17 protein-coding genes are annotated in these 22,305 nt (G+C 62.9%); 5 read left to right on the top strand and 12 right to left on the bottom strand.

Translation table 11 applies throughout. The features are described from left to right. The first annotated feature begins 75 nt into the window (after nucleotides 1-75). Together ACQ4WZ_RS15265 and ACQ4WZ_RS15260 are read left to right on the top strand one after the other, a co-directional pair. Nucleotides 76-1,089 carry a serine/threonine protein kinase gene (locus ACQ4WZ_RS15265; protein WP_101480257.1) on the top strand — a complete coding sequence of 338 codons (1,014 nt, stop codon included), beginning with the start codon at nucleotides 76-78 and terminating at the stop codon, nucleotides 1,087-1,089. A 232-nt stretch (nucleotides 1,090-1,321) separates the two neighbouring features. Beyond that, nucleotides 1,322-3,745: a coiled-coil domain-containing protein gene (locus tag ACQ4WZ_RS15260; protein WP_436573821.1), complete on the top strand. Its 2,424-nt coding sequence runs from the start codon at nucleotides 1,322-1,324 to the stop codon at nucleotides 3,743-3,745. Between the two features lie 182 nt (nucleotides 3,746-3,927). Here the strand turns inward: ACQ4WZ_RS15260 and ACQ4WZ_RS15255 are convergent, their stop codons facing one another. The 10 genes from ACQ4WZ_RS15255 to ACQ4WZ_RS15210 all read right to left on the bottom strand — a co-directional run bounded on the left by ACQ4WZ_RS15255 (nucleotide 3,928) and on the right by ACQ4WZ_RS15210 (nucleotide 13,223). Then, nucleotides 3,928-4,302: a DUF8785 domain-containing protein gene (locus ACQ4WZ_RS15255; RefSeq protein ID WP_070224711.1), complete on the bottom strand. Its 375-nt coding sequence runs from the start codon at nucleotides 4,300-4,302 to the stop codon at nucleotides 3,928-3,930. A gap of 32 nt (nucleotides 4,303-4,334) precedes the next feature. Then, complete coding sequence (locus ACQ4WZ_RS15250; protein ID WP_436573820.1) at nucleotides 4,335-5,579, bottom strand: TerD family protein; 1,245 nt, start codon at nucleotides 5,577-5,579, stop codon at nucleotides 4,335-4,337. After that, entirely contained in the window at nucleotides 5,576-6,571 is a 996-nt protein-coding gene (locus tag ACQ4WZ_RS15245) for an HpcH/HpaI aldolase/citrate lyase family protein (RefSeq protein WP_101480260.1), read from the bottom strand. Before ACQ4WZ_RS15245 ends, ACQ4WZ_RS15250 begins: the two co-directional genes overlap by 4 nt. Next, nucleotides 6,564-7,670 (bottom strand): cysteine protease StiP family protein, encoded by a 1,107-nt coding sequence (locus ACQ4WZ_RS15240; protein ID WP_133993008.1) that lies wholly within the window; start codon nucleotides 7,668-7,670, stop codon nucleotides 6,564-6,566. The genes ACQ4WZ_RS15245 and ACQ4WZ_RS15240 overlap by 8 nt, the downstream gene beginning before the upstream one ends. Then, nucleotides 7,667-8,419 (bottom strand): HAD family hydrolase, encoded by a 753-nt coding sequence (locus ACQ4WZ_RS15235; RefSeq protein WP_133993006.1) that lies wholly within the window; start codon nucleotides 8,417-8,419, stop codon nucleotides 7,667-7,669. The genes ACQ4WZ_RS15240 and ACQ4WZ_RS15235 overlap by 4 nt, the downstream gene beginning before the upstream one ends. Next, on the bottom strand, nucleotides 8,397-9,554 hold the full coding sequence (locus ACQ4WZ_RS15230) for a phosphoribosyltransferase domain-containing protein (RefSeq protein ID WP_436573819.1): 1,158 nt from the start codon (nucleotides 9,552-9,554) through the stop codon (nucleotides 8,397-8,399). Before ACQ4WZ_RS15230 ends, ACQ4WZ_RS15235 begins: the two co-directional genes overlap by 23 nt. Further along, the gene (locus tag ACQ4WZ_RS15225; protein WP_436573818.1) at nucleotides 9,551-10,588 is read right to left on the bottom strand and encodes an ATP-grasp domain-containing protein; all 1,038 of its coding nucleotides are present in this window, start codon (nucleotides 10,586-10,588) and stop codon (nucleotides 9,551-9,553) included. The genes ACQ4WZ_RS15230 and ACQ4WZ_RS15225 overlap by 4 nt, the downstream gene beginning before the upstream one ends. Before the next feature lie 95 nt (nucleotides 10,589-10,683). Beyond that, a complete protein-coding gene (locus ACQ4WZ_RS15220; RefSeq protein ID WP_101480265.1) occupies nucleotides 10,684-11,400 on the bottom strand; it encodes a TIGR00266 family protein in 717 nt (238 codons plus the stop codon). Nucleotides 11,401-11,464: 64 nt separating this feature from the next. Further along, nucleotides 11,465-12,040: a TerD family protein gene (locus tag ACQ4WZ_RS15215; protein ID WP_034759261.1), complete on the bottom strand. Its 576-nt coding sequence runs from the start codon at nucleotides 12,038-12,040 to the stop codon at nucleotides 11,465-11,467. Between the two features lie 100 nt (nucleotides 12,041-12,140). Continuing rightward, the gene (locus ACQ4WZ_RS15210; RefSeq protein WP_436573817.1) at nucleotides 12,141-13,223 is read right to left on the bottom strand and encodes a DUF475 domain-containing protein; all 1,083 of its coding nucleotides are present in this window, start codon (nucleotides 13,221-13,223) and stop codon (nucleotides 12,141-12,143) included. Nucleotides 13,224-13,467: 244 nt separating this feature from the next. Here ACQ4WZ_RS15210 and ACQ4WZ_RS15205 point away from each other — a divergent pair, with 244 nt between their 5' ends. The 3 genes from ACQ4WZ_RS15205 to ACQ4WZ_RS15195 all read left to right on the top strand — a co-directional run bounded on the left by ACQ4WZ_RS15205 (nucleotide 13,468) and on the right by ACQ4WZ_RS15195 (nucleotide 18,533). Continuing rightward, entirely contained in the window at nucleotides 13,468-13,893 is a 426-nt protein-coding gene (locus ACQ4WZ_RS15205; protein ID WP_133992998.1) for a divergent PAP2 family protein, read from the top strand. 239 nt (nucleotides 13,894-14,132) lie between these two features. Further along, entirely contained in the window at nucleotides 14,133-15,308 is a 1,176-nt protein-coding gene (locus ACQ4WZ_RS15200; RefSeq protein ID WP_101480268.1) for an efflux RND transporter periplasmic adaptor subunit, read from the top strand. A 3-nt stretch (nucleotides 15,309-15,311) separates the two neighbouring features. After that, complete coding sequence (locus ACQ4WZ_RS15195) at nucleotides 15,312-18,533, top strand: efflux RND transporter permease subunit (protein WP_133992995.1); 3,222 nt, start codon at nucleotides 15,312-15,314, stop codon at nucleotides 18,531-18,533. Between the two features lie 247 nt (nucleotides 18,534-18,780). Here the strand turns inward: ACQ4WZ_RS15195 and ACQ4WZ_RS15190 are convergent, their stop codons facing one another. Beyond that, on the bottom strand, nucleotides 18,781-19,704 hold the full coding sequence (locus tag ACQ4WZ_RS15190) for an SAM hydrolase/SAM-dependent halogenase family protein (RefSeq protein ID WP_436573816.1): 924 nt from the start codon (nucleotides 19,702-19,704) through the stop codon (nucleotides 18,781-18,783). Nucleotides 19,705-19,724: 20 nt separating this feature from the next. Next, the gene (locus ACQ4WZ_RS15185) at nucleotides 19,725-22,232 is read right to left on the bottom strand and encodes a TonB-dependent receptor plug domain-containing protein (RefSeq protein ID WP_436573815.1); all 2,508 of its coding nucleotides are present in this window, start codon (nucleotides 22,230-22,232) and stop codon (nucleotides 19,725-19,727) included. Nucleotides 22,233-22,305 lie beyond the last annotated feature (73 nt).

Here is a 22,305-nt window from a genome sequence, read left to right as displayed (position 1 = left end):
AACTCCCTCCCACTGGCGAGGGTTTTCTCAGGTGTAATCAGCATGATTTTTTGTGCGCGCCTTACAATGTCGCTTATGCACAATGAAAACCAGCCGCACGAGGACGACCGGCCCGTCCATCCCTTTTCCGCCCTGAGCCCCGATTGCGTCCTCGACGCCCTCGATAGCGTGGGACTGCGCGGCGATGGCCGCCTGCTGGCGCTCAACAGCTATGAAAACCGCGTCTACCAGGTGGGCATCGAAGACAGCGCGCCCCTGGTGGCCAAGTTTTACCGCCCCAAGCGCTGGAGCGATACGGCCATCCTGGAAGAACACGCGTTCGTGTCCGAGCTGGTCGAACGCGAAATCCAGGTGGTGCCGGCGCTGGAAATCAATGGCAGCACCTTGCACCAGTACCAGGGCTTCCGCTTTGCCGTCTTCCCCCGTCACGGAGGCCGCGCGCCCGAGCTGGACGACCCTGCCACCCTGGAGTGGACAGGGCGCTTCATCGGCCGTATCCATGCCGTCGGCGCACTGTCCACCTACAAGGAGCGGCCGGCGCTCGATCACCAGACGTTCGGCGTCGAGCCGCGCGAGTTTTTGCTGGAGGGAAATTTCCTGCCGCCCGAACTGCTGGCCGCGTATTCCAGCGTGGCGCAGCAGGCGCTCGATGGCGTCAAGCGCTGCTATGACCGCGCGGGTGACGTGGCCGTGCTGCGCACGCATGGCGATTGCCATGGAGGCAACGTGCTGTGGACGGACGCAGGTCCCCATTTCGTCGATTTCGACGATAGCCGCATGGGCCCGGCCATCCAGGACCTGTGGATGATGCTGTCTGGCGAGCGGGGCGACATGGTGCGCCAGATGAGCGACATCCTGGCCGGCTACGAAGACTTTTGCGATTTCGACCCGCGCCAGCTATACCTGGTCGAAGCGCTGCGCACGCTGCGCCTGATCCATTATTCGGCCTGGCTGGCGCGCCGCTGGGACGACCCCGCCTTTCCCGTTGCCTTCCCGTGGTTTAACACGCAGCGCTACTGGCAAGACCGCATCCTTGAACTCAGGGAGCAAGTTGCCCTGATGGACGAAGCGCCGCTCTGGCCAATTTAAGCGCGCGATAAAACGCCCATGGCGGCGTTGCATTGCCTAGGCGTACTATTCGTACTGCCTTCGGCAATGCGCCTTGCCCTGAGCATTTTCTCGGACGCTTAAATCCCAGCCAAATCCTGAAAAGAGCGGTAAAAGTCGCTCTTCTTGCCGTGCTGATTTGCATGTGCTTGCTCGATAATGGTGTTAATAAATTCCCATAAGCAACGGAATTCACCCGAATAAGCGAGAAATCATGCAAGCACAGCAAAATCAGCGCCAGGCCGCCTCCCTCACCGTCGCGTATTCCGCCGACGACGAGTTCGACCAGGACAGCATGGTCTCGCTGCATGATTTCAAGGACCTGGAGCGCAAGGCGGAAGCGCCAGTTGTCGCCAACACGCCAGCACTGCAAGCCGAGCCGGCAGCGGAAACCGACAGCAAGTCGCCTGTCGCCGAACGCCAAAAAATGGAATTGAAGGCCATCCACGAGGCGATTGCCCGCGTGGAGGCGGAAGCGAAGGCCACCTGTGCCGCCGAAAGCCGCGCGCTGGCCGAGGCGCGCGTGCGCTCGCTGGCCGAGGACCGCGCCGCCATCGATGCCGCCGCCGCCGCCGCCGCACAGCAAAATGCGCAGGCCGCCGAAGAAGCCATTGCCGCCAACCGCGAACGTCTCGATACCATGCGCGCCGCCGCGCAAGCCAGCGTGGCCCGTCTGGAAGCGGTCAAGCAGGAGACGGCCGAACTGCGCGCCCGCGTGGAGTCCGATAATGCCATCCGCCTGGCTGCCGAGCAGCGTTCGCGCGCCGAGCAGGAAAGCCGTTTGCGCGCCAGCGAGCAGGTGGCCGTGCAGTCGGAGCTGGCCGAACAGGCTGCCCGCGCCGCCGAAGAATTGCAGGTGCAGACGGAGCAGGCCCGCCTGCAAGCCGTCGAGCGCGTCGCCGCCGTGCAGGCGGCCAAGGACGAAATGGTGGGTATCGCCTCGGCCGATGCCCGAGTCGCCGTGCTGGCGCGCGAACGCGAGCGCCATGCGCACGGTGCGCGCCAGACGGCGCAGATGCTGGCCGAAGCGGAAAGCGAAGCGCTGGACTTGACGGTGCAGCGCGAGCGCGCCGACCAGATCGCGCTGGAATCGGCCTTTAACCGGGCAGCCGCCGAAGTGCGCGCCCTGGAAGAAGCGCGCGCGCTGGCGCACCTGGAACAGGAACGCGAAGCCATCGCCCTGGCGCAGGCGGAATCGGAACGCCATGCGGCGCAGTCCCTGCGTCTGCGCCTGCAGACGGAAAAGGAATTGCGCGACGCAGCCATCCACCGCGAGCGCCTGGAAATGGTCGCCGTCGCCAGCGCGCAGGCGCGCCGCGATGCCGACGTGCGCATCCTTGCCGCCACCGAGGCGCGCATCGAGGTGGACCGACAGTTGCGTGCCGTGGCGCTGGCCCGCGTGGCCGCCGAACAGGATGCGGAAATCGCCGGCCACGCCAAGCTGGAAGCGGAAACGGCCGCCCTCGAAGAAACCAGGGCACGCGAAGCGGCTGAGCAGGCAGCCGCCGTAGCAGCGGCCCGTGAACTGGAAGAGCAGCAGCGCGCCGCCAGCCTGGCGCAGGAACGCACCGAACTGGCGCGACAGGCGTCGGAACTGGCTGCCATCCAGAACGATGCCGAGCAGGCCGAGGTCGATGCCGGCAAGGCTACAGTGGCAATGCAGGCGCAGGCATCGCAACTGGCGCAGGAAAAAGCCCGCCAGGCAGAGCAATTGCTGCAAGCCGAGCAGGAGCGCCTGGCTGCCGAACAAGCCGCCATCGTGGCATTGAAAGAGAAACTGGAAGCGGAAGCGCTGGCGTTCAACGCGGCGCAGGAACGCATCGCCGCCGAAGGCGCGCAAGCTGAACTGCTGCGCGGCCAGCATGCGGCCGAGCAGGCCTTGCGGGAAGCGGCGCAAAAGGAAGCCGACGCTATCCGCATCCTGATGGATCAGGCGCTGGTCGAGGGCGAGCAGAAAGCCGCTGCCGCGCAAGCCGTGCAGGCGCAGGCGCGCCTGGCCGTGGAACTGGGCCAGGTGCATAGCGAGCGCGCCCGCGTGGAAGAAGACAAAGCCCTGGCAGCCGACGCACTGCTGGCATCCGAACGCGATTTCGTCGCCGCCGAGCGCGAGTCGCTGGCGCTGATCGCGCAAAAACTGGTGCAGCAGCGCCAGACCAGCAGTGCCGAAGAGCGCGCCTCGCAAGCCATCGCCGGCCGTCTGGAAACGGAAAAGCAGGCGACGGCGGCCGCCGAATCGCGCGCCGCCACGGAACAGCAGGCGCTCGACGCCATGCGCCAGCGCGAGCAGCTGGAACGGACCGCGCAGCAAGCGGCCAGCGAGAAACTCGCCGCGCAGCAAGCCTTGCTGGCCAGCGCCCAGGCCCATGCGGCCCTGCAGCGCAAGGCCGCCGAGACCACGCGCGCGATGGCTGCGGCCAAGCAGCAATTGCTGGACCTGGAAACGGCGCGCGCGCAGCAGCAAGAGCGCGAACTGGCCGCCCTGCGCGCCAGCCTGGAGCAACCGCAAACTGTCTTTTCCAGCTCCTTGAGCGCCGCCCGCGCGAAAGCCGAACAAGTCAGCTCGGCGAGTTTGACGCGTGAAGTGATCGAGCGCTTGACGCAGCCTAACGAGGCTGGTGCCGTCTGGCGTTCGCGCTAGGCTCGAAGGTTGAAAACTTCCTGCCCGCCCCCACCGGCGATGGGAGAATTACGCTAACGATCGGCTGGCGGCTTCTCAGGCGATGGCGCAAGAATCTGCACATTGAATACATCTAGGAGGGGAGGCGCCGGCCTGGAAGGGCCGGCCGGCGCGATGCTGCTGGAGTTGCTGGACTTGCGGTATTACTGGCTCAGTACGACTTTGTCGGCAAAATACTCCGTCTCGCCGAAGCATTGCGTTGGCACACCCTTGTGCTGGCTGTAGGTGACGAGGATGCGCTTGCCGGCGGCAGCCGACAACTGCTTCGCCACTTCCTCGTCGCGCACGCTGAACTGGAATTTTTCAGGGATGGTGCCCGGCAGTGCCGTCAGCAGCAATTCACCCTCCCATGTCTTGCAAATCCAGCCCCGTTTGGAGAACTTTTGCAGGTAGCCCGCCCGTTCGCCTTCCGAGTACGAGAAGCTGAGGGCCATCCACGTGTAGGCCGCCAGAAGCAGGAAGCCGGCCACGAGGAAGATGGCGAAGGCGAAGGTGACTTTTTTGGTCGTAGGGGTCATGTTAGGGGGGAATTGTTTAGTTGGAGAAAGAGTTAGTCTTTCCGTCCGGCTTTCCAGTTCAGTCCGAAATTGTAGCGCTCGTCCATGGCCTGGTGCGCCGTGATTTTACCTTGGCCGCCGAAGTATTCCACCAATTTTGTCACCTGCAGGTTGCCGCCGTGGTTTTCCAGCATGGCGATGGCGCACATGGCGTGCGAGCTGTCTGTGTCAAGGCGCACTTCCACGGTAGGCTGGCCGGGAATCTCGATCGTCACCACGCCATCCGTGGCGGCCCAGTTCGGTACGCCTTCGTAGATGAAGGCGTAGACGAGCACACGCTTGATCTGGTCGAAATGGCTGCCGTTGATGAAGATGTTTTCGCCGCTGCTGATGCTGCCCGTACGGTCGTCGCCTTCCAGATGGATGTAGGGCGGCCGGTCGTAGGCGCCCCAGCTGTTGCCCAGCGCCTGCACGGCGCTCTTGCTGCCATTGCTCATTTCGAACAGGCAGCCGATGTCGAGGTCGATGCCGCCCGCGCGGCCGGCTGGCTTGTTGAACAGCTTGCCGAGGAAGCCCGTGTCCAGTTTCGAAGCTGGCGCCTGGCCTTGCGCGGCGTTCTGGTTCCAGTTCAGGTTGACGCGGATGCGGCCATAGCCGCCGCTGTCGCGCTTGTCGAGCGAAATCTTGTCGCCGCGCTTTTCCAGGCGGATTTTCGACAGCGAGATTTTATTCGCTGGCGGCGGGGCCGCTGGTGTGGAGACGGGAAGCGGTGCAGGGGCAGGAGCCGATTGCCCCGCCTCGCTGCCGCCGAAGTGCTTCAGCAGCGCCGCCAGGCCGCCGGCGAAACCCTGGCCCACGGCGCCGAAGCGCCAGCTGCCGTCGCGGCGATACAGTTCGCCGATGATGACGGCTTTTTCATCCTGGAAGTCATTACCCGTGAAGGCAAACGTGGCGGCCTGGCCCAGCGCCATGCTGGAGTTGCCCAGCGCGCGCATGCTGCCCTGTTCCGTCGCCGCCGTGAACACCAGCTTGTCGATCGAGGCGGGCAGGCGGGAAAGGTCCACCTGGAAGGTGGAGCGGGGGCCGTTCAAGTCCACCGTGATGGCGTTGTCCGGCGCGCTTTTCTGGTTGAAGAACACCATGTAGCGGTCGTCCGACAGCTTGCCGGCCGCATCGACGCCGAAGCAGCTGACGTCCACTTCCATCGAACCCGAAACGATATCGAGCGTGACGGCAAACGGGCCATTCAAGCTCAGGTCAGCCAGTTTGCCTTTTTGTCCACGTGTGAAATTGGTCATGGTCGTGCAGTCCCTTCGTCGCTGGAGAGTTGAGTATTCAAGGAGTGATGCAAATGAGGGGCGGGCGCCGCGGCGCCGTCGGCCGCATGGCGGATGCCGAACAGGCGCGCCTGCTCGATGATGCGCTGCGCCCAGCTGGAGTGGGTCGCCACTTCGCACATCGATTCCTGCATGCGGAACACGGCCGGGCTGTCCGGGTCGATGATGCGCAGTGCCAGTTCGATGTCCGACTGGGCCACCTGGTAGTGGCGCTCGATCTGCGGCACCTGGTCCGGGTGGATGGCCGTCTTGGCGATCATGCCGTGCGCCATGTCCTGCGCCACTTCGGCGTCCAGCCAGCTGCCTTGCGACAAGTGCTCGAAGACGGGTGCCGTCAGCTGGAAGCCGTGCGGCTTGAAGATGGTGACCAGGCGGCCGATGACTTGCCCCAGCGGCGTTTGATAGATGGTGCCGCTGGTGGGACGGCGCAGGCCCAGCAGGGCCAGTAAATCGTTGCCACCTATGCGCAGGGCCAGGATGCGGCGGCGTACTTCCGGCGCCGACAGGAGGAGGCGGAACTGCTTCATTTCCTCGTCGTCGAACACTTCCGCCGTTTCCAGCGTCGGCATCAGCAAATGATGCGTGTGGCGCACCAGCTCGAAATACGCGGCGAAATTGTGGCGGGTGGATTTGGGCAGCACGAAGCCGCTCAATTTGTCGGCGCCGGGCATGGCCAGCACGCGCGCCAGTACGTCGAGATTGCGCACGCGCACGAAGCGCAGGGTATCCGATTCGTCGCACATGTTTTGCAGCGCCAGCGATAAATTGAACAGCGCGTAACTGAGGTCGCGCTCCGCGATGGCGTCTTCGGTGCAAAGTATGACCGAACGCAAATGACTGAATTTGTCGCCATTGGCGATCGCCAGCAAGTCCTTGTGCGTGGTCGGCACATACATGGAGGCGCCCAGCGCCGCTTTATGCTCACTTTGTGGGTGTAGGGAGTTGTTATCCATCGACTGCGCTCCTGATAAGGGCGACCGCCTGGTAGGGCAGCGCCGGTTCTACGGTGACGGGTATGGCTTTTTCCTGCGCCAGAAGCAGCAAATGTGCCACGTCCGGCGCATTCGTGTCGCGCACGATCAGGCGCTCGGGCACGCGGCGCAGCAGCACGCGCGTCGCTTCGCCGATGCCTGGCTTGATCAGATTGATGTCGCTGATGCCGTATTCCTGCTGCGCTTGCGCCATGTAGGCTTGCGAGCGGGCCGCCATGGCTGGCGCATCGCTCGCCTCGGCCAGCGGAACGCCGCTGCTGGCGGCGATCGCCATGGCGTCGGCCACCAGGCCGTCGGCGAAATCGCGCGACTGGTCGTGCTGCTCGAACTGCGCATAGTACACGCAGCCATGGAAGTCGTCCGGACCGATGGCTTCATTGAGCACGGAGCGGCTGACGAGGCCCGAGACGGTGGCATTCAAAATGCTCGACGGGATCAGGTAGTCGCTGGCCGAGGCGGCGCAGGCGGCCGTGCCGGCCAGGTCGGACAGCACGAACAGGCCGCCGTCGATCAACGTGCCCTGCGCGGCGTTGAAATCCTTGACCGTTTGGCGCAGTTCGCGCGAAATCACGCCCTTGCCCGTCCAGCCATCGACGAAGACGATGGAAGCGTCGCCATGACCCTGCGCCAGGATGTGCTTGAGGGCGTTCGCATCGATGCCGCGGTCGCGGATGATGGAGACGGAATAATGGCTGCACTCGCGCTGGAACAACTGGCGCAGCAAATGACCGAGGATGACGCCCACGGGCGTGCCGGCGCGCGCCAGCGACACCAGGGTGATGGCGCCGGTACGACGCGCCGCGATCAGGGCCGCCAGACGCAGGCAGTCGCGCGCCATCTGCAGGCGGTTGGCGGCAAACGCGCTTTGGAACAGCGCCAGGTAGGCCGGCGAGGGCAGGGATTCCGGCGACAGCATTTCGCTGTAGTGGCGTTGGCCCGACTGGATCAAACGCTCCTTTTCGGCCAGGTCGAGGATGGGTTCGAGCGCCATAGGCGTGAGCAGGAACTCCACATCTTCCTGTCGGTAGCTGCCGCTGAAATGCTGCGTGCCTTCGGTCATAGCGCCGCCACCGTGAGTGCCGCCAGCTGGGTGCCGTTGGGGATGATGGCGTAGTCGCATTCGGCCATGAAACGCGCGTCCGAACGGCTGTCGCCCATGCCAAAGCTGACGATGGGGCCATGCTCGGCTTCCAGTTCCGCGCGCAGGTAGGCCACGGCGCGCGCCTTGTTCAGGGTCTTCGGCAGCACGGCAAGGTTGTTGCCGTTGCGGTGGATGAAGTAGTCGGCGCCTTCGGTGGCGATCCACTGCTGCAGCACCTGCTCCTCGATGTCGGCCAGGCGCTCGCCGCGCGCTTCATGGTCCTTGACGACGATGTAGAAAGGCGTGTTGTAATCCTCGATCAGGCGCGCGCGCGAGGGCATGCCTGCCTTGATCTGGAAATCGTCGATGATGCGCATGGCGTCCTGCAGGCCGGGCAGCGCCGTCTGCATGTCGTTCTGCATCAGCGCCAGCCAGCCCGCGTCGAGCGCGCCGCCAGGCTGCAGCACGATGCCGCCGTAGTCGAGCACGCTGTAGCTGGTAAACGGCAGGTCGACCCGGCGGAAGGCGTCGCCATTCCTTGCCGTGGCGGGAATCAGGGTCATGCCGCTTTGTGCGAATTCAAAGAAGGCGCGCTGGCGCGCCGTCGTAAACGAGCAGGCGTCACCATTTTTCAGGTAGGCGGCGGCTTGCAGGTCGGTCGCGCCGACGCATTTCTTAGGGGTCTGGAACAGTGTGTCGTCCAGGTCAACAAACAGGAATTTCTTCAATTTTGGTCTCTGACTGAAAGTGGAACAGGCGGCCGTTCAACTGGCCGGCGAGTTGCATGAGGGCCGGACTGGCCGGGGTTTCATGGCAGATGAAAACGTGCTGGTACTGGCCAGGCGCCACGTTGTACAGATAGTTGGCGATGCCTTCGCCGTAATTGTCGTCGCAGCGGACGATATGGCCGACGGAGCCCCACGACAAAATCGGTGAGCGCGTGGTCGATTGCACCACGACGTTCTTGCCCAGCGCTTCTAGCTCGCGCGCGAGCAAAAACGACGGGTGCATGAATTCGCCCGTGCCCAGCACCAGCACGGAGTTGCCCGCGCCGATTTCTTGCGCCAGCTGCACCGCCAGGCCTTGCGGCGGCGTCAAGGCGCGTCCCACGCCGATACGGCCGAAGGCAGGGCTGGCACCCCTTTCTTCATTCGCCTCGAAACGCTGCGCGCTGGCCGCTATCGGAGCCGGCGCATCGCCGGCCTGGAATGTGTACTGGCCGGATAGCGCCGCGCCTATGGTGGTGGGCAGGCCGAAACGCTGCGTGAGGCCCGCGTTGGCTGCCTGGCCCATGAAATTGGTGATCACGCCCAGGTGCAGTTTTTCCAGCTGCGGATAGCGTGCGCGGCACACTTGCACCAGGTTGGCGAAGGTGTTGCCGGTCGACGCTTCATCGTCGATCAGCACCAGGCTGCGCGCCGTGGAAAACAGCGCGCTGGCCGCGACCGACAGGTGTAAAAACTGGCGCGGTGCGTGGCTGTGCGATTCCTCGAATTCGAAGAAGGGCACGCTGCCCACGCGATAGCGCGAGCTGTGCAGGAACAGGGCCTTGCCGTTCGGATTGGCGCGCAACCACGCTTCGAACACGCCCTGGCCCAGGCCGACGGCCGTTTCGGCCATGGCGATGAAGACCACGGGGCCGGGCAGGCTGGGGGGGATTTGCGCTGCCAGGTCGTCGTGGATGGCTTCCATGGCGCGCGGCGTGACGGGCCAGTGCTTGCCCAGCACCTTGGAAAGGAACAGGAAGCCGCGCTTCGCGTTGGCGCGCGCGGCATAGCCGATCAGCCAGTCCAGCGGAAAGCGCGCCTCGTCCACTTTCAAGGTCAGCTCGCCCGTGGGCATCTGCTGCTTGACGATGTTCATGGCAGCTCCACGGCGTAGGCGGCTTCGCCCACGCGCATGCCTTCGTGGATGGCGGGCACGGTGAGCTTGTCAAAGCCCTGGTCGAAACCGGCCAGCGCCAGGTAGGGCAGGTTCGGACCTGCCGCGCACGCCATGCCGATGCCGCCCGACATGCGCGGGTTGATTTCCAACAAAGCCAGGCCGTTCGCGCCTTCGCGGAACTGGATGTTGAAGACGCCATTGAGGCGGTAGTCGCGCGCCAGTTTGTCGCAGGCTGCCAGCAAGTCGGCGCGCAGCTCGATCAGCTGGCCGCTGCCACCGCCATGCAGCTTCTTGCGCGGCACGGCGCAAATGAGCTTGCCCTGATCGGCGACGCAGTCGGCGCTGTATTCGTGGCCGTCAAGGTATTCCATCAGCAGCAGGGTCTTGAACGTTTCCATCTGCGCCAGGCCGCTGCGCAGCTCTTGCGCATTGATCTGGTAGGCGGCGCCGGCCAGCAACAGCTGGGCGCTGGTGCGCTCTTCATCGAGAATGGCAAAGCCCAGGGCATACACGGATTCGGACGGCTTGATGCACAGCTTGCGGTGCAGCGGGCGCAGCTCGGCGTAGGCGGCGTCGTATTCCACGATGGTCGTCACGGCACGGTAGTCGGCTGGGCGCGCCATCGGCAGATCGAGGCCGTCGCAGAAGCGCGCCTTGTCGTGCATCAGGGTCAGTGTTTCTTCGCTGGCCACGCTGAGCACGCGCGTGCCGAGGGCGGCGAAACGCGCGCTGGCGCTGCCGATCAGGCCTGCTTCCTTGCCGGGCCAGAAAATCGTGATGTTGCGGTCGCGGCAGAATTCCAGGCACCACTCCACATAATTGAGGCCCGTTAATCCCGACGGTTCGACCGCATATTCGTGGGCCGACAAAAAGGCCGCCGCATGCGCGTTCGTATTGGTGCACACGATGTGGTAGCGGGGCTGGCCGCCAGTTGCGGCCATATCGGCCTCGCGGATCAGGCGCATGGCCGTGCCGACCGAGGAAAATGTTTTGTTGAACCAGACTCTTTGCATGTACGGGGACCGGGTGGAAATAGGGGGAGCCGCGCGCAGGTGCGCGCGCGGGAAGTCTATATAGCCAGACTTAACCTGGCCTTAGAGAGAGGGAATCAGCCAGCTTTGCCGCTGGCGGTCCATTTCAAAAATGCGTCGCGGTTGCGCGAGCAGATAAACACTTTGCCCGAGCCGGAAAAGCGCAGCACGATACCTTCGCCGCTGGTCACGCTATTGACGATATTGCCGAGGAAACCGCCGATGCCGCCGCCGTTGGCGCCGCCACCCGTGGTCACGGAAATCTCGTATTTCAGGCTATTGTCCCAGCACACCACGTGGGAATTGTCGATCACGACATCCTTGCCCGGCTCGACGTCGAGCTGGAACATGGAGCCGAAGCCCGACACCACCACTTGCCCCGTGCCGGCTGTTTCCATGACGAAGAAGCCGCCCGACTGGGCGAACAGCGCGTTACCGATGCTTTGCGTGCGCACTTTCATTTCCGTGCCCGAGGTGGCGGCGACAAAGGCACCGTCGTTGAGCAGGTACTGGCGCGCGCCCACGTCGACCACTTCGATGGCGCCCGGAAGGGTGGGCGAGAGCAGGCAGTCGCCACTGCCGCGCACCGCTTCGATATGCTGCTGGAAGAACGATTCGCCATTCGCGAAGCGGCGCATGATGGCACTGCCCAAGCCGCCGGTCATTTTGCCTTTCAAGTCCAGCGCCGTTTCCATCATCACCATCGCATCGGATTCGCAATAGATGGTTTCGCCCTGCTTCATGCTGACGTGAAGGAAGGGATCGACGTCGCCGGTGACACTAAATACTGGCATGATAAATCTCCAAAAAAAAGCCGCCTGAGTACGTCCAGGCGGCTGTGTTTAGCGCATAAAACGTTTAGGCATTCACACCGAACGAACGGGCCAGAGGGCCGAGGCCGCCATTGAAGCCCTGGCCGATGGCCTTGAACTTCCATTCGCCGTTGTAGCGGTAGATTTCGCCAAAGATCATCGCCGTTTCCGTCGAGCTGTCTTCGGACAGGTCGTAGCGGGCGATTTCTTTTTCGCCTTCCGCGTTCAGGCAGCGGATGAAGGCTTTCGAGACCATGCCGAAGTTCTGGCGGCGCGCGTCGGCGTCGTGAATGGTGACGGTGACGCTGATGCGGTCGATGTCGGCCGGTACGCGCGACAGGTCGATTTCGATACGCTCATCGTCGCCTTCGCCTTCGCCCGTGGTGTTGTCGCCCGTGTGGACGACGGAACCGTCGGTCGACTTCAGGTTGTTGTAGAAGATGAAGTCAGAGTCGCCACGGACTTTGCCGTCGCTTTTCAGGAGGAAAGCACTACCGTCAAGGTCGAAGGTGGCGCCGTCCGTGGAACGAGGATCCCAGCCGAGGCCGACGATGATCTTCTTCAGGTTCGGTGCTTCCTTGCTCAGGTTGACGTTGCCGCCTTTTTGCAAACTGATTGCCATGTGGTGCTCCTTTTTATTAAATAACTCAAACATACCTTCATGGGATGAGCGCAAGGCGCTCGTGCCATTACTCTCTCAATTGGGGGCGAGCCCCCCGATTTCAAGCTTGTGCCGCGTGCCGTTTGCGATAACGCAGGGACGACCACAGCGAGACCAGGATGAAGGCCACGCCCGACAGGCCCGTGAACCACTCCGGAATATGGTACTTGACGGACGCCAGCATGATCAAGGCCAGGATGCCGATCGCATAATGGGCGCCGTGCTCCAGGTAGACGAATTCGTCCAGCGTGCCCTTGTGCACCAGGAAGACTGTCATCGAGCGCACGAACATGGCGCCGATGGCCAGGCCCAGCATGATGATGACGACGTCGTTGGTGATGGCGAATGCGCCGATCACGCCGTCAAAGCTGAACGAGGCGTCCAGCACTTCCAGGTACAGGAAGCCGCCGATGCTGCCGCGCGCCACCGTTTTGACGAGATCGCCATTGCCGTTCCTGGCTGGCGCGGCGCCTTCTTCTGCGTCATCCTGCAAGTCCGGTTCGCCTTCTTCCAGCAAGCCGCTGATCCAGTTTACGCCGATGTAGACGGCGATGCCGACGATGCCCGCAGCGAGCACGCTGTATTTTTCATCCGCAGGGCCCATCGCCACGCAGGCCGCCACGGCGCCCATGGTGATCAGCACGGCCAGGCTTTCGGTGCCCAGCGCATTGACTTTTTCCTCGGCCCAGCCCAGCCAGTGCAATTCCTTCTCGTCGTCAAACAGGAAGTTCAGGAAGACCAGCAGCAGGAAGGCTCCGCCGAAGGCCGCCACTTGCGCATGGTTGTCCGTCAGGTGCTTGGCATAGACATCCGGCGTGGTGGTGGCCATGGTCCACACGTCGACCAGGCCCAGGCCCGTGGCCACCGATACGATGACCAGTGGAAACAGCAGCCGCATGCCGAAGACGGCCACGAGGATACCGACCGTCAAGAACAGTTTTTGCCAGAATTCATTCCAGTGACGCAAGACCGAGGCATTCACCACGGCATTGTCGAACGACAGCGACACTTCCATGATGCCCAGCACGCCCGTGATCCACAGTGCCTGGATCATGCCTGACATGCCGCCATGGCTGTAACCCCACCAGCCCGACACTGCCATCAGGATAAAAGTGACTAAAAAGGAAATTTTGAAATGCCGCATGAGGACCCCGTTGCAAGTATGAAAGACGTTTGATTATCCGCGCCGCTGTGCGCGCCGCGCTCAGTGTTGATATACGTCAATTGTTGTATATGCCATGATTTTATATTAGTTGCCGCCAAGGGCGGCGTTTTATAGGTTGACGACAGACAGTTCTGCTGGCGCGGATGATCTGCGATAATTGCGGCGCGCCCCTCCGGCTGCCGCAGCCCCTGACACACTCTATACATATAAGAAGGAATACCCCGTGGATATCGCTTACCTCGTCACGCCCCTGATCACCTGGATCCTGGTCGGACCGATCAAATTCCTGATCAACAGTGTCCGCACGCGGCAATGGGCATTCGGCCTGGTCGGCAATGGCGGTTTTCCCAGCAATCACAGCGCCGTCGTTTCCAGCATGGCTACCCTGATCGCCTTGCGCGAGGGCATAGGCCACCCCGCCTTCGGCGTGGCCGTCACCCTGGCCTTCATCGTCATCATCGATGCGAACAGCCTGCGCCAGCACGTGGGCAAGCAGGCGGCGGCGATCAACCGCCTGGCCGTGGAAGCAGCCAGCACCGCGCACAAGACCTTGCGCGAGCGCATGGGCCATACCCTGGTGGAAATCGCCGGCGGCCTGTGCACGGGCGTGGCGATCGGTTTCCTGATCAACACCGTTTTTGCCCGCTAAGCGTCTTCGACCCTGAAACGCACAACCCCGCCCAAGGCGGGGTTTTGCGTTTCAGGGCGTAAAAACTACGTTTCATCCATTCAATAAAGCATTACAGGAATCCGTTGATTGACATGCCCGGACACGCTCATGGATACTTTGGCGCTTGTGGTTTTAATAAAAATAAACGCCTGCTAACGCCTGCAGCCCTATCCGGGCCGCCGGGACGGTAGCGGTGCTATCTATCCGGAGAATTACCCATGTTGCGCAAAACCCTGTTTGTTCTGGCAATCGCTTCTGCCCTGACCGCCTGCGGCAAAGAGTCCAAGGATCCTGGCAAGGGCGATGGCAAGGGCGCCAAGGAACAGGCGGGCGCCGCCGTCAATTTGCTCGTCTCTCCGGAAGACCTGCTGACCATACAAAGCAATGCGCTGGCGTCGGGTCCCGTCATCACCGGTTCCGTGCAGCCCGAGCGCAACGCGGACTTGCGCGCCGAGGTATCGGCCGTGGTGATCCAGGTCATGAAGGAAAACGGTGAAGTCGTCAAACGGGGAGACGTGCTGGTGCGTCTGGATGAAACGTCCATCCGCGACAGCCTCAATTCGGCCGAGGAAGCCAGCCGTGCCGCCAGCCAGGTGCTGGAGCAGTCCGAACGCATGTTCCAGCGCATGAAAACCCTGCGCGCCTCGGGCATGACGTCGACGCAGGCGCTGGAAGACGCGGAAATTCGCCGCAACAATGCGCAAAGCGACTTGTCCGCCGCGAAAAGCCGCGCCGCCCAGGCCCGCCAGCAGCTGCAGCGCACCCTCGTGCGCGCGCCGTTCGACGGCATCGTGAGCGAGCGCAAGGTATCGAATGGCGATACGGCGCAAATCGGCAAGGAATTGATCAAGGTCATCGATCCGACCAGCATGCGCCTCGAAGGCCTGGTGTCGGCCGACAAGATCGGCGTCGTCAAGGTGGGCCAGCCCGTGCTGTTCCGCATCAATGGTTATCCAGGCCAGGATTTCGCGGGCAAGGTGCGCCGCGTCGATCCTGCCGCCAACACTGTCACCCGCCAGGTGGCCGTGCTGGTCGATTTCAACGACAAGGAGCAGCCGCGCGTGGCCGGTCTGTATGCGGAAGGGCGCATCGAGACGGAAACCGTCAGCGCGTTGATGATACCCGACTCGGCCCTGGTGAAGGCGGGCGACGTCACTTACACGTGGAAAGTCAAGGACAAGGCTTTGCACAAAGTCACGCTGCGTATCGGGGCGCGCGACGTGCGCACTGGCCAGTGGGAAGTGCAAAGCGGCCTGGCCAGCGGCGACACCGTGCTGCGCACGCCCGGTTCGACCTTCAAGGATGGGCAGAAAGTGGAATTGACGGCCGGCAAGGCCGTGCCGGCCGCCGCCGTGGCCAGCAGCAGCAACGCCGTTGCCGGTAAAGGAAACTAAGCCATGTTCCTTTCCGATTTCAGTATCAAGCGGCCCACCGCCACCATCGTCCTGATCCTGGCCATGATGTGCGTCGGTTTGCTTGCGCTCAAGAAACTGCGCGTCAACCAGAATCCGGACGTCGAAGTGCCCTTCATCGTCGTCAGCATTCCTTACCCTGGCGCATCGCCTGATACGGTCGAGCGCGAAGTGGTGAACCGCCTGGAAAAGTCGCTGCAAAGCATTTCCGGCGTGACCGAGGTCAACAGCGACTCGAATGAAGGTTCGGCCAGCATCTTCCTGAAGTTCTCTTTCAATACCAATTTGATCGAGGCATCCGACAATATCCGCAATGCGATTGCCGCCGTGCGCTACAAGTTGCCGACGGAAATGCGTGAGCCTATTCTGCAGCGCATCGACCCGGCTGCCGAGCCGATCATGCAGCTGGCCCTGTCGTCGAATACGCAAAGCCATGCGGAAATTTCGCGCCTGGCAGAAGACGTGCTGTCGGACCGCTTCCGCACCGTCGATGGCGTGGCGCTGGTCAACGTGGGCGGTTCGCTGAAGCGCGAACTGTCCGTGCTGCTGCGGGCGGAAAAGTTGCGTGAATATAACGTTTCCGTCAGCGATGTCGTGACCGCCTTGCGCAACCAGAACACGAACGCGCCCGTGGGCAAGGTGCGCGGCACCCTGGACGAGAAAAGCATCCGCCTGGTGGGCCGCATCGAGTCGCCAGCCGATTTCGAAAAAGTGGTGATCAAGCGCCGCGGCGAGGAAATCGTGCGCCTGGCGCAAGTGGCCACCATCGAGGATGGCTTTGCCGAAGTCAACAGCCTGAGCATGCGCAGCGGCAAGCCCAACGTGGGGATATCGATTACCCGCGTGCGCGATGCCTCCACTGTCAGCGTGGCCAACAAGATCCGCGACATGGTGGCGGAAATCAACAAGACCTTGCCGAAAGGCACGATCCTGCAAGTGACGCGCGACGGTGGCGAAAACGCCCAGCATAGCTTGAACAATGTGATCGAATCACTGGTGCTGGGCGCCGTGCTGACCATTTTCGTCGTCTACGCCTTCCTGAACTCCTGGCGTTCGACCCTGATCACGGCGCTGAGCCTGCCCACCTCCGTGATTGCCGCCTTCATTGCCGTGTGGCTGTGCGGCTTTACCCTGAACTTCATGACCCTGCTGGGCCTGTCGCTGGCCATCGGCGTGCTGATCGATGACGCCATCGTGGTGCGCGAAAACATCGTGCGCCACATGCAGATGGGCAAGGACCGTCGCACGGCCGCGCTGGAAGGCACGGCAGAGATCGGCATGGCCGTGGCCGCCACGACCTTCTCCATCATCGCCGTCTTCATTCCCGTGGCCTTCATGCCGGGCATTTCCGGCGAATGGTTCCGTCCGTTTGCCTTGACGGTGACGTGCTCGGTGCTGGTCAGCCTGGGCATCTCGTTTACGCTCGACCCGATGCTGTCGGCCTACTGGGGCGACCCGGTCGAGGAACACTCGGCGCCGAAAAAGGGCATCGGCCGCGTGCTGGAGCGTTTCAACCACTGGTTCGACCACCAGGCCGACCGCTATGGCCGCGTCATCGCCTGGGCACTGCATCACCGCCGCTGGATGGCCGTCATCGCCTTCGGCAGCCTGGTGGGCGCCATCGTCCTGCACGCCACGCATGGCGGCACGAGTTTCTTGCCGGCATCCGACTCGGGCAATTTGATGATCAATGTGCGCACGCCATCGTCGAGCAGCATCGAGTACTCGCGTTTGAAACTGGAAGCGGCGGCCGTGCTGGCGCGGACCTTGCCTGAAACCAAGGATACCAACAGCTCCATCAATGCGGGCGGCGGACGCGTGTATGTCGACATCGGCAAGCGCAACACCCGCAAGCGTTCGGCCAAGGAAATCGCCGTCGAGCTGCGCGAGAAGATGTCGCGTCTGGTGGGCGCCGAATACGTGGTGCAGGATGACTTGAGCAACGGTTCGCAAAAACCCATCCAGGTGGAATTCACGGGTCCTGATTCGCGCAAACTGATGGAAATTACCAACGCCTATATGGACAAGCTGCGCGCCATTCCCGGCGCCGTCGACGTGGGCCTGTCCGAGCAGGATCCGAAGAATGAGTTGCAGATTGAGCTCAACCGTGGCCTGGCCAATTCGATGGGTATTTCCGTCAATGATGCTGCACAATCGTTGCGCGTGGCGTTTGCCGGCGTGGAAGTGGGCGACTGGGTCGATCCGACGGGCGAAACGCGTGACGTGGCCGTGCGCCTGCATCCCGATGACCGCGTGGCATCGGAAAACATCGAGCGCCTGCCGATCAGTGTGACGGGCACGTCGCAAATGGTGCCGCTCGACCAGATCGCCACCATTACCATGGGCAAGGGCCCGTCCGGCATCGAGCACAAGAATGGCAAGCGCACGATTACCGTGTCGGCCAATGCGCAGGGCCGCTCGAACGGCGAAGTGACGAGCGACGCCATGAAACTGGCCAACTCCATCGACTTCCCGCCCGGCTACGGTCTGGCGCTCGGTGGCGCAGGCCAGGACCAGCAAGAGCTGTTCACGGAAATGCTGATCGCGCTGGTGATGGGTATCGGCCTGATGTATTTGATCCTGGTCATGCAGTTTGGTTCCTTCACGGCGCCGGTGGCCGTGATGATGTCCTTGCCGCTGAGTCTGATTGGCGTGGTGGTGGCGCTGGTGATCACCAACAATACCCTCAATCTGATGAGCTTTATCGGCATCATCATGCTGATGGGTCTGGTCGCCAAGAACGCCATCCTGCTGCTCGATGCGGCGCGCAAGCGCGAGGAAGAGGGGCATGGCCGCGAAGACGCGCTGATGTATGCGGGCCGCATGCGTCTGCGCCCCATCCTGATGACGACGTTCGCACTGATCGCCGGCATGTTCCCCGTGGCGCTGGGCCTGGGCGAGGGCGGCGAGTTCTACCGTCCATTGGCGATCGCCATCATCGGTGGCACCATCACATCGACGATTTTGACCCTGCTGGTCGTGCCGACTTTCTATGACAGTATCGAAATCGCCCGCGATGGCGCAGTGGCCAAGTTCCACCGCCGCGCCGCGCGCATGCCCGTGGCCGTGGCCATGATATTGACCCTGCTCGAGTGCGTGCTGACATTGCTGCTGGTGCGCTTCGTCTACCGCATGCTGAAGAAGGCCGTGCTGTTCCTGATGGGGCGCCGCACGCCGAAGGCGACGTCGGTCAGCCTGCAAAAGTAATACCGGGCCAAGGCCAGCTTGCGCTGCGCCGTGGTATTCCAGGAGCCTTCTGCGGAAGGCTCTTTTTTTTGCCCGTCCAGCGGACCAGGGTTCAGTCGCTGGCCGTTGCGCGGCGGAGTGATGGTGTCATCGGGATGGCTGGAGGTGGCCGTCGCCGGGGGCAGAGCGCAGGACTTGAGGTGGCACAAACCTGCAAGGGATATCGCCAGGTGGGCCAGGACAGGATGCCCTGGCCGCGCAAGACGATTTATTTGGCGGGTGGCGACTTGCTCACTTCCACTTGCCAATCCACACCCGACTCGATGTGATGCTTGGCCGCAAAGTCACCCTGGCTGAGGGCCACGGCCACATCGAGCAGGCTGTTCAGATAGACCAGGGGCTTGCCCTTGGCGACGCCGCCAAACGTGTGTTCAAACGGCGCCGTGACCTGGGCCACTTGCTTGCCCTTGTGCAGGATGCGTACTTGCAGCGGGTCATGCAGTTTCACCTGCAATTCGTCGAGCAGGGCTTTCGGGATATTCGTCCACACATTGCCATATTTCACGTCCAGCACGGGCACGATGCCGCGGATGGTATTGCCGTCGCGTACAGGTTTTTGATACGCGATCTTGACCACCGATTCGTTCGGCAATAGCGGGCCCACCTGTTCATAGCTGATGGCGCCCGAGGCCAGGCGCGCACCCACATAGGCATACACGTCGCGGCCATGGAAGGTGTAGGACTCGCCTGATCCTGCCAGGCGGTTGACCTTTTCATCGATTTCCCGCAGTTCGGCCACGCCGTCGCGCTCGGCGATCAGGGTGAACAGGCCGTTATCCGGCCCCACGAAGTAGCGGCCACCCTTGGTTTTCAGCACCACCGACTTGCGGTTGGTGCCCACGCCGGGATCGATGACGGATACAAACACTGTGCCTTGCGGCCAGTAATTGGCTGTCTGGTACAGGCGGTAGGCACCCAGCCAGATGTCGTAGTCGGGAATCTGGTGCGTCAGGTCCGAGATGGTGAGCTTGGGGTCGACGCCATAGGCCACGCCATGCATGGCGGACACGGCGCCGTCGGCCGTGCCGAAGTCCGTCATCAGCACCAGCGGTGCGGCAGCCTGGGCGCTGGACAGCAGGAGAGCGCTCAGGCAGGCGCCGGCGACGAGGTGGGAGAGCTGTTTGATGATCATGATTTCCTTTGTGTCCAGTGTCAGAACGTGTAGCTTAATTTAGCGTAAAAGTAGGCGCCATTGACGCCGATGGGGTTGATGAAATTGTAGGGCAGGGCGCCGCCATACGTGGCGTTATTCGTCTGGCGCACGCGCTGCGGATAGCGGTCGAGGATGTTGTTGCCACCCACGCTCAAGATCAGTTGCTTGCTCAGCTTCAACTGGCCTTCCAGGTCCAGCGACCATACGGCGCCGAAGCGCTGTGCGGGGATGCCATCGATCAAGGGCGCGTCGCTGTCATACGAAAAATCTTTCAGTTCGCCAAAGCGCGTGGCGCGCGCCTGCACGCTCCAGCCGGCCGCCTGCCAGTCGGCACCCAGTATCAATTTGCTGGTGGGTGACGCCTGTTTGATGCGGAACAAACTCGTCTCCGTCAGCAGGCTCAAACTGGGATCGATGGTGCTCAACGCTGCGGCACTCTGGAGTACCTTGTCGAGACTGGTCTTGTTCAGGTTCAAGGCTGCGTTCAGGCTCAGCTTGCCTGACGCGAAGGCGAGGTCGTGATTCAGCACCACGTCCAGGCCCTTTGTGCGCGTGTCGAGCAGGTTGGCCAGGTAGGCGACGGACTGGATGTCGCTGCGGCCATTGGTGGCCAGGTAGGCGGTGACGGCATCGCTTTGCAAGTCGCTCGAGCGCGTGATGCGGTCGCGGATGCGGATCACATAGGCATCCACAGTCACGCTGGTGGCGGCAGCCGGTTTCCAGGCCAGGCCCAGGGACAGGTTGGTCGATTTTTCCGGTTTCAGCTGTTGCGCGCCGAAGCTGCGCGCCAGCGGGTCGCTGGCCGGCAGCAGGGCCGATGTTTGCAGGGCCGTTCCATCGGCGTTGAAGTTTAACGTAGCAAAGCGGAAGCCCGTCTGCACGAGGGCTGGTGCGCGGAAGCTGTTCGACAGCGAACCGCGCACGAGGAAATTCTCCGTCACTTTATAGCGCGTGGATAGCTTGCCCGTGCTGGCGCTGCCAAAGTCGCTGTAGTCGGAATAGCGGGCGGCGGCACCCACCAGCAGGCGCGGCGTGAGATCGCTTTCCACGTCCGCATACACGGAGCGGATTTGCCGGCTGCCGTCGTAGGCGTCGGACGGGCGCAAGCCCGGTCCCGCCTGCGCGCCCGGTGGAGCGTCCGTAAAGCTGCCGGCCGCGTACGAAGCCGGGTCGCCCGCCGAGCTGGTGTAGGTTTCGCGCATCCATTCGGCGCCCACGGCCACGCTCAAGGGTGAGGGCAAGCCGATGTCGATGCTGCGTGTGGCATCGAGGTTCAAGGCGTTCTGGCGGAAATCGAAGCCGGCCAGCTTGAAACGCGTGGGGCTGGCGGCGCCCAGCGAGGCGTTGACGGAGTGGCTCACGCCGTAGTCAAAGCGGTCGCTGCCGTGGCGCGCGCTGGCATCCCAGTTCCACTCGCCGGCACTGCCGCGTACGCCGGCCACGATGCTGAGGTCTCGCTTGTCGCCGTTGGTGACGGGGCGGTAGCCGTTCGGATACAGGGCCAGTACGTTCGACGGGTCGCCCGGATAGCGAAAGTAGGCGCTGCCGTCCGATTTGCGCTCGTTCAAGGTAGCAAACGAGTACAGGTCCAGGCCGTTGGCGAGGGTGAGCTGGGTGTTGTAGAACAGGTAGTTGTTGTGCTGGCGCGAGTCGCCTGACTTGAACACCACCTTGCCATCGAGCGCCTGGTCGGCTGGGGTGAAGTTGTAGGAAGTCCAGCCTGCGTCGCTGGGGCCGGCCCGTTCCGTGGGCGAGCGGCGCCGCGTTTCTGCACCGAAGCGGAAGTAGCCCGCTTCGCCCAGCGGCACGCCATAGTCGGCGTTGACGATGACAGTCTGGCCATCCGTCAGGGTTTGGTCGGTCGGGTCGAAATGCGTGTGGTTGGCACCATAGCTGACGGAAGCGGCGCCGCCTGTGCGCGCCTTTTTCAGCACGATGTTGATCACGCCTGCTACGGCGTCGCTGCCGTACTGGGCGCCCGCACCGTCGCGCAGGATTTCGATGTGGTCGATGGCGTTGGGTGGAATGGCATTGATGTCCACCGGCACGGTGCCGGCAAAGCTGCTTTCGGTGTCGAGCACGGCGCTCGTGTGGCGGCGCTTGCCGTTGATCAGCACCAGCACCTGGTCGGGCGCCAGGCCCCGCAACTGGATGCCGCGCACGGAGTCCGACGCGCCGCTCGACTCGATGCGGGGGAAGTTGATCGAGGGCGACAGGTTTTGCAGGGCCGCGCCCACGTCGCCTGTCGATAGCGCATTGCTCACTTCGCGCGCGCCGAAACGGTCGATGGGCACGCTGCTGTCGAAGACGGTGCGGTTGCGCGCGCGCGAGCCGACGACGGTGACCTGGTCGATGCTGGCGCTGGCCGTTTCAGCGGTGGTGCCGGTGGTGGCTTGCGCCTCTTGTGCCCAGGCGGACGGTGCGCCGAGCATGGCGCAGGCCAGCACGATGGCGCGCAGCGGCGTGGCGGGAAGGGAGAGGGAGGCGGATGAATGGCGCGGATACAAGGCGGTGTCCTTTGGGCTCGATTAGTGTCGGTATGGAAACTGTTGCCATGAGCTTAAGGGAGGTGACGGCGCG

Source organism: Janthinobacterium darwini (genome assembly GCF_051380905.1).
Lineage (GTDB): Bacteria > Pseudomonadota > Gammaproteobacteria > Burkholderiales > Burkholderiaceae_D > Janthinobacterium.
The sequence above is the reverse complement of the archived record's forward strand: the minus strand, read 5'-3'. Positions and strand labels throughout refer to the sequence as shown.

Coding starts and splice junctions, on each gene's coding strand:
- ACQ4WZ_RS15265 (WP_101480257.1), top strand. CDS start 76: ATGCACAATGAAAACCAGCCGCACGAGGACGACCGGCCCGTCCATCCC.
- ACQ4WZ_RS15260 (WP_436573821.1), top strand. CDS start 1,322: ATGCAAGCACAGCAAAATCAGCGCCAGGCCGCCTCCCTCACCGTCGCG.
- ACQ4WZ_RS15255 (WP_070224711.1), bottom strand. CDS start 4,302: ATGACCCCTACGACCAAAAAAGTCACCTTCGCCTTCGCCATCTTCCTC.
- ACQ4WZ_RS15250 (WP_436573820.1), bottom strand. CDS start 5,579: ATGACCAATTTCACACGTGGACAAAAAGGCAAACTGGCTGACCTGAGC.
- ACQ4WZ_RS15245 (WP_101480260.1), bottom strand. CDS start 6,571: ATGGATAACAACTCCCTACACCCACAAAGTGAGCATAAAGCGGCGCTG.
- ACQ4WZ_RS15240 (WP_133993008.1), bottom strand. CDS start 7,670: ATGACCGAAGGCACGCAGCATTTCAGCGGCAGCTACCGACAGGAAGAT.
- ACQ4WZ_RS15230 (WP_436573819.1), bottom strand. CDS start 9,554: ATGAACATCGTCAAGCAGCAGATGCCCACGGGCGAGCTGACCTTGAAA.
- ACQ4WZ_RS15225 (WP_436573818.1), bottom strand. CDS start 10,588: ATGCAAAGAGTCTGGTTCAACAAAACATTTTCCTCGGTCGGCACGGCC.
- ACQ4WZ_RS15220 (WP_101480265.1), bottom strand. CDS start 11,400: ATGCCAGTATTTAGTGTCACCGGCGACGTCGATCCCTTCCTTCACGTC.
- ACQ4WZ_RS15215 (WP_034759261.1), bottom strand. CDS start 12,040: ATGGCAATCAGTTTGCAAAAAGGCGGCAACGTCAACCTGAGCAAGGAA.
- ACQ4WZ_RS15210 (WP_436573817.1), bottom strand. CDS start 13,223: ATGCGGCATTTCAAAATTTCCTTTTTAGTCACTTTTATCCTGATGGCA.
- ACQ4WZ_RS15200 (WP_101480268.1), top strand. CDS start 14,133: ATGTTGCGCAAAACCCTGTTTGTTCTGGCAATCGCTTCTGCCCTGACC.
- ACQ4WZ_RS15195 (WP_133992995.1), top strand. CDS start 15,312: ATGTTCCTTTCCGATTTCAGTATCAAGCGGCCCACCGCCACCATCGTC.
- ACQ4WZ_RS15190 (WP_436573816.1), bottom strand. CDS start 19,704: ATGATCATCAAACAGCTCTCCCACCTCGTCGCCGGCGCCTGCCTGAGC.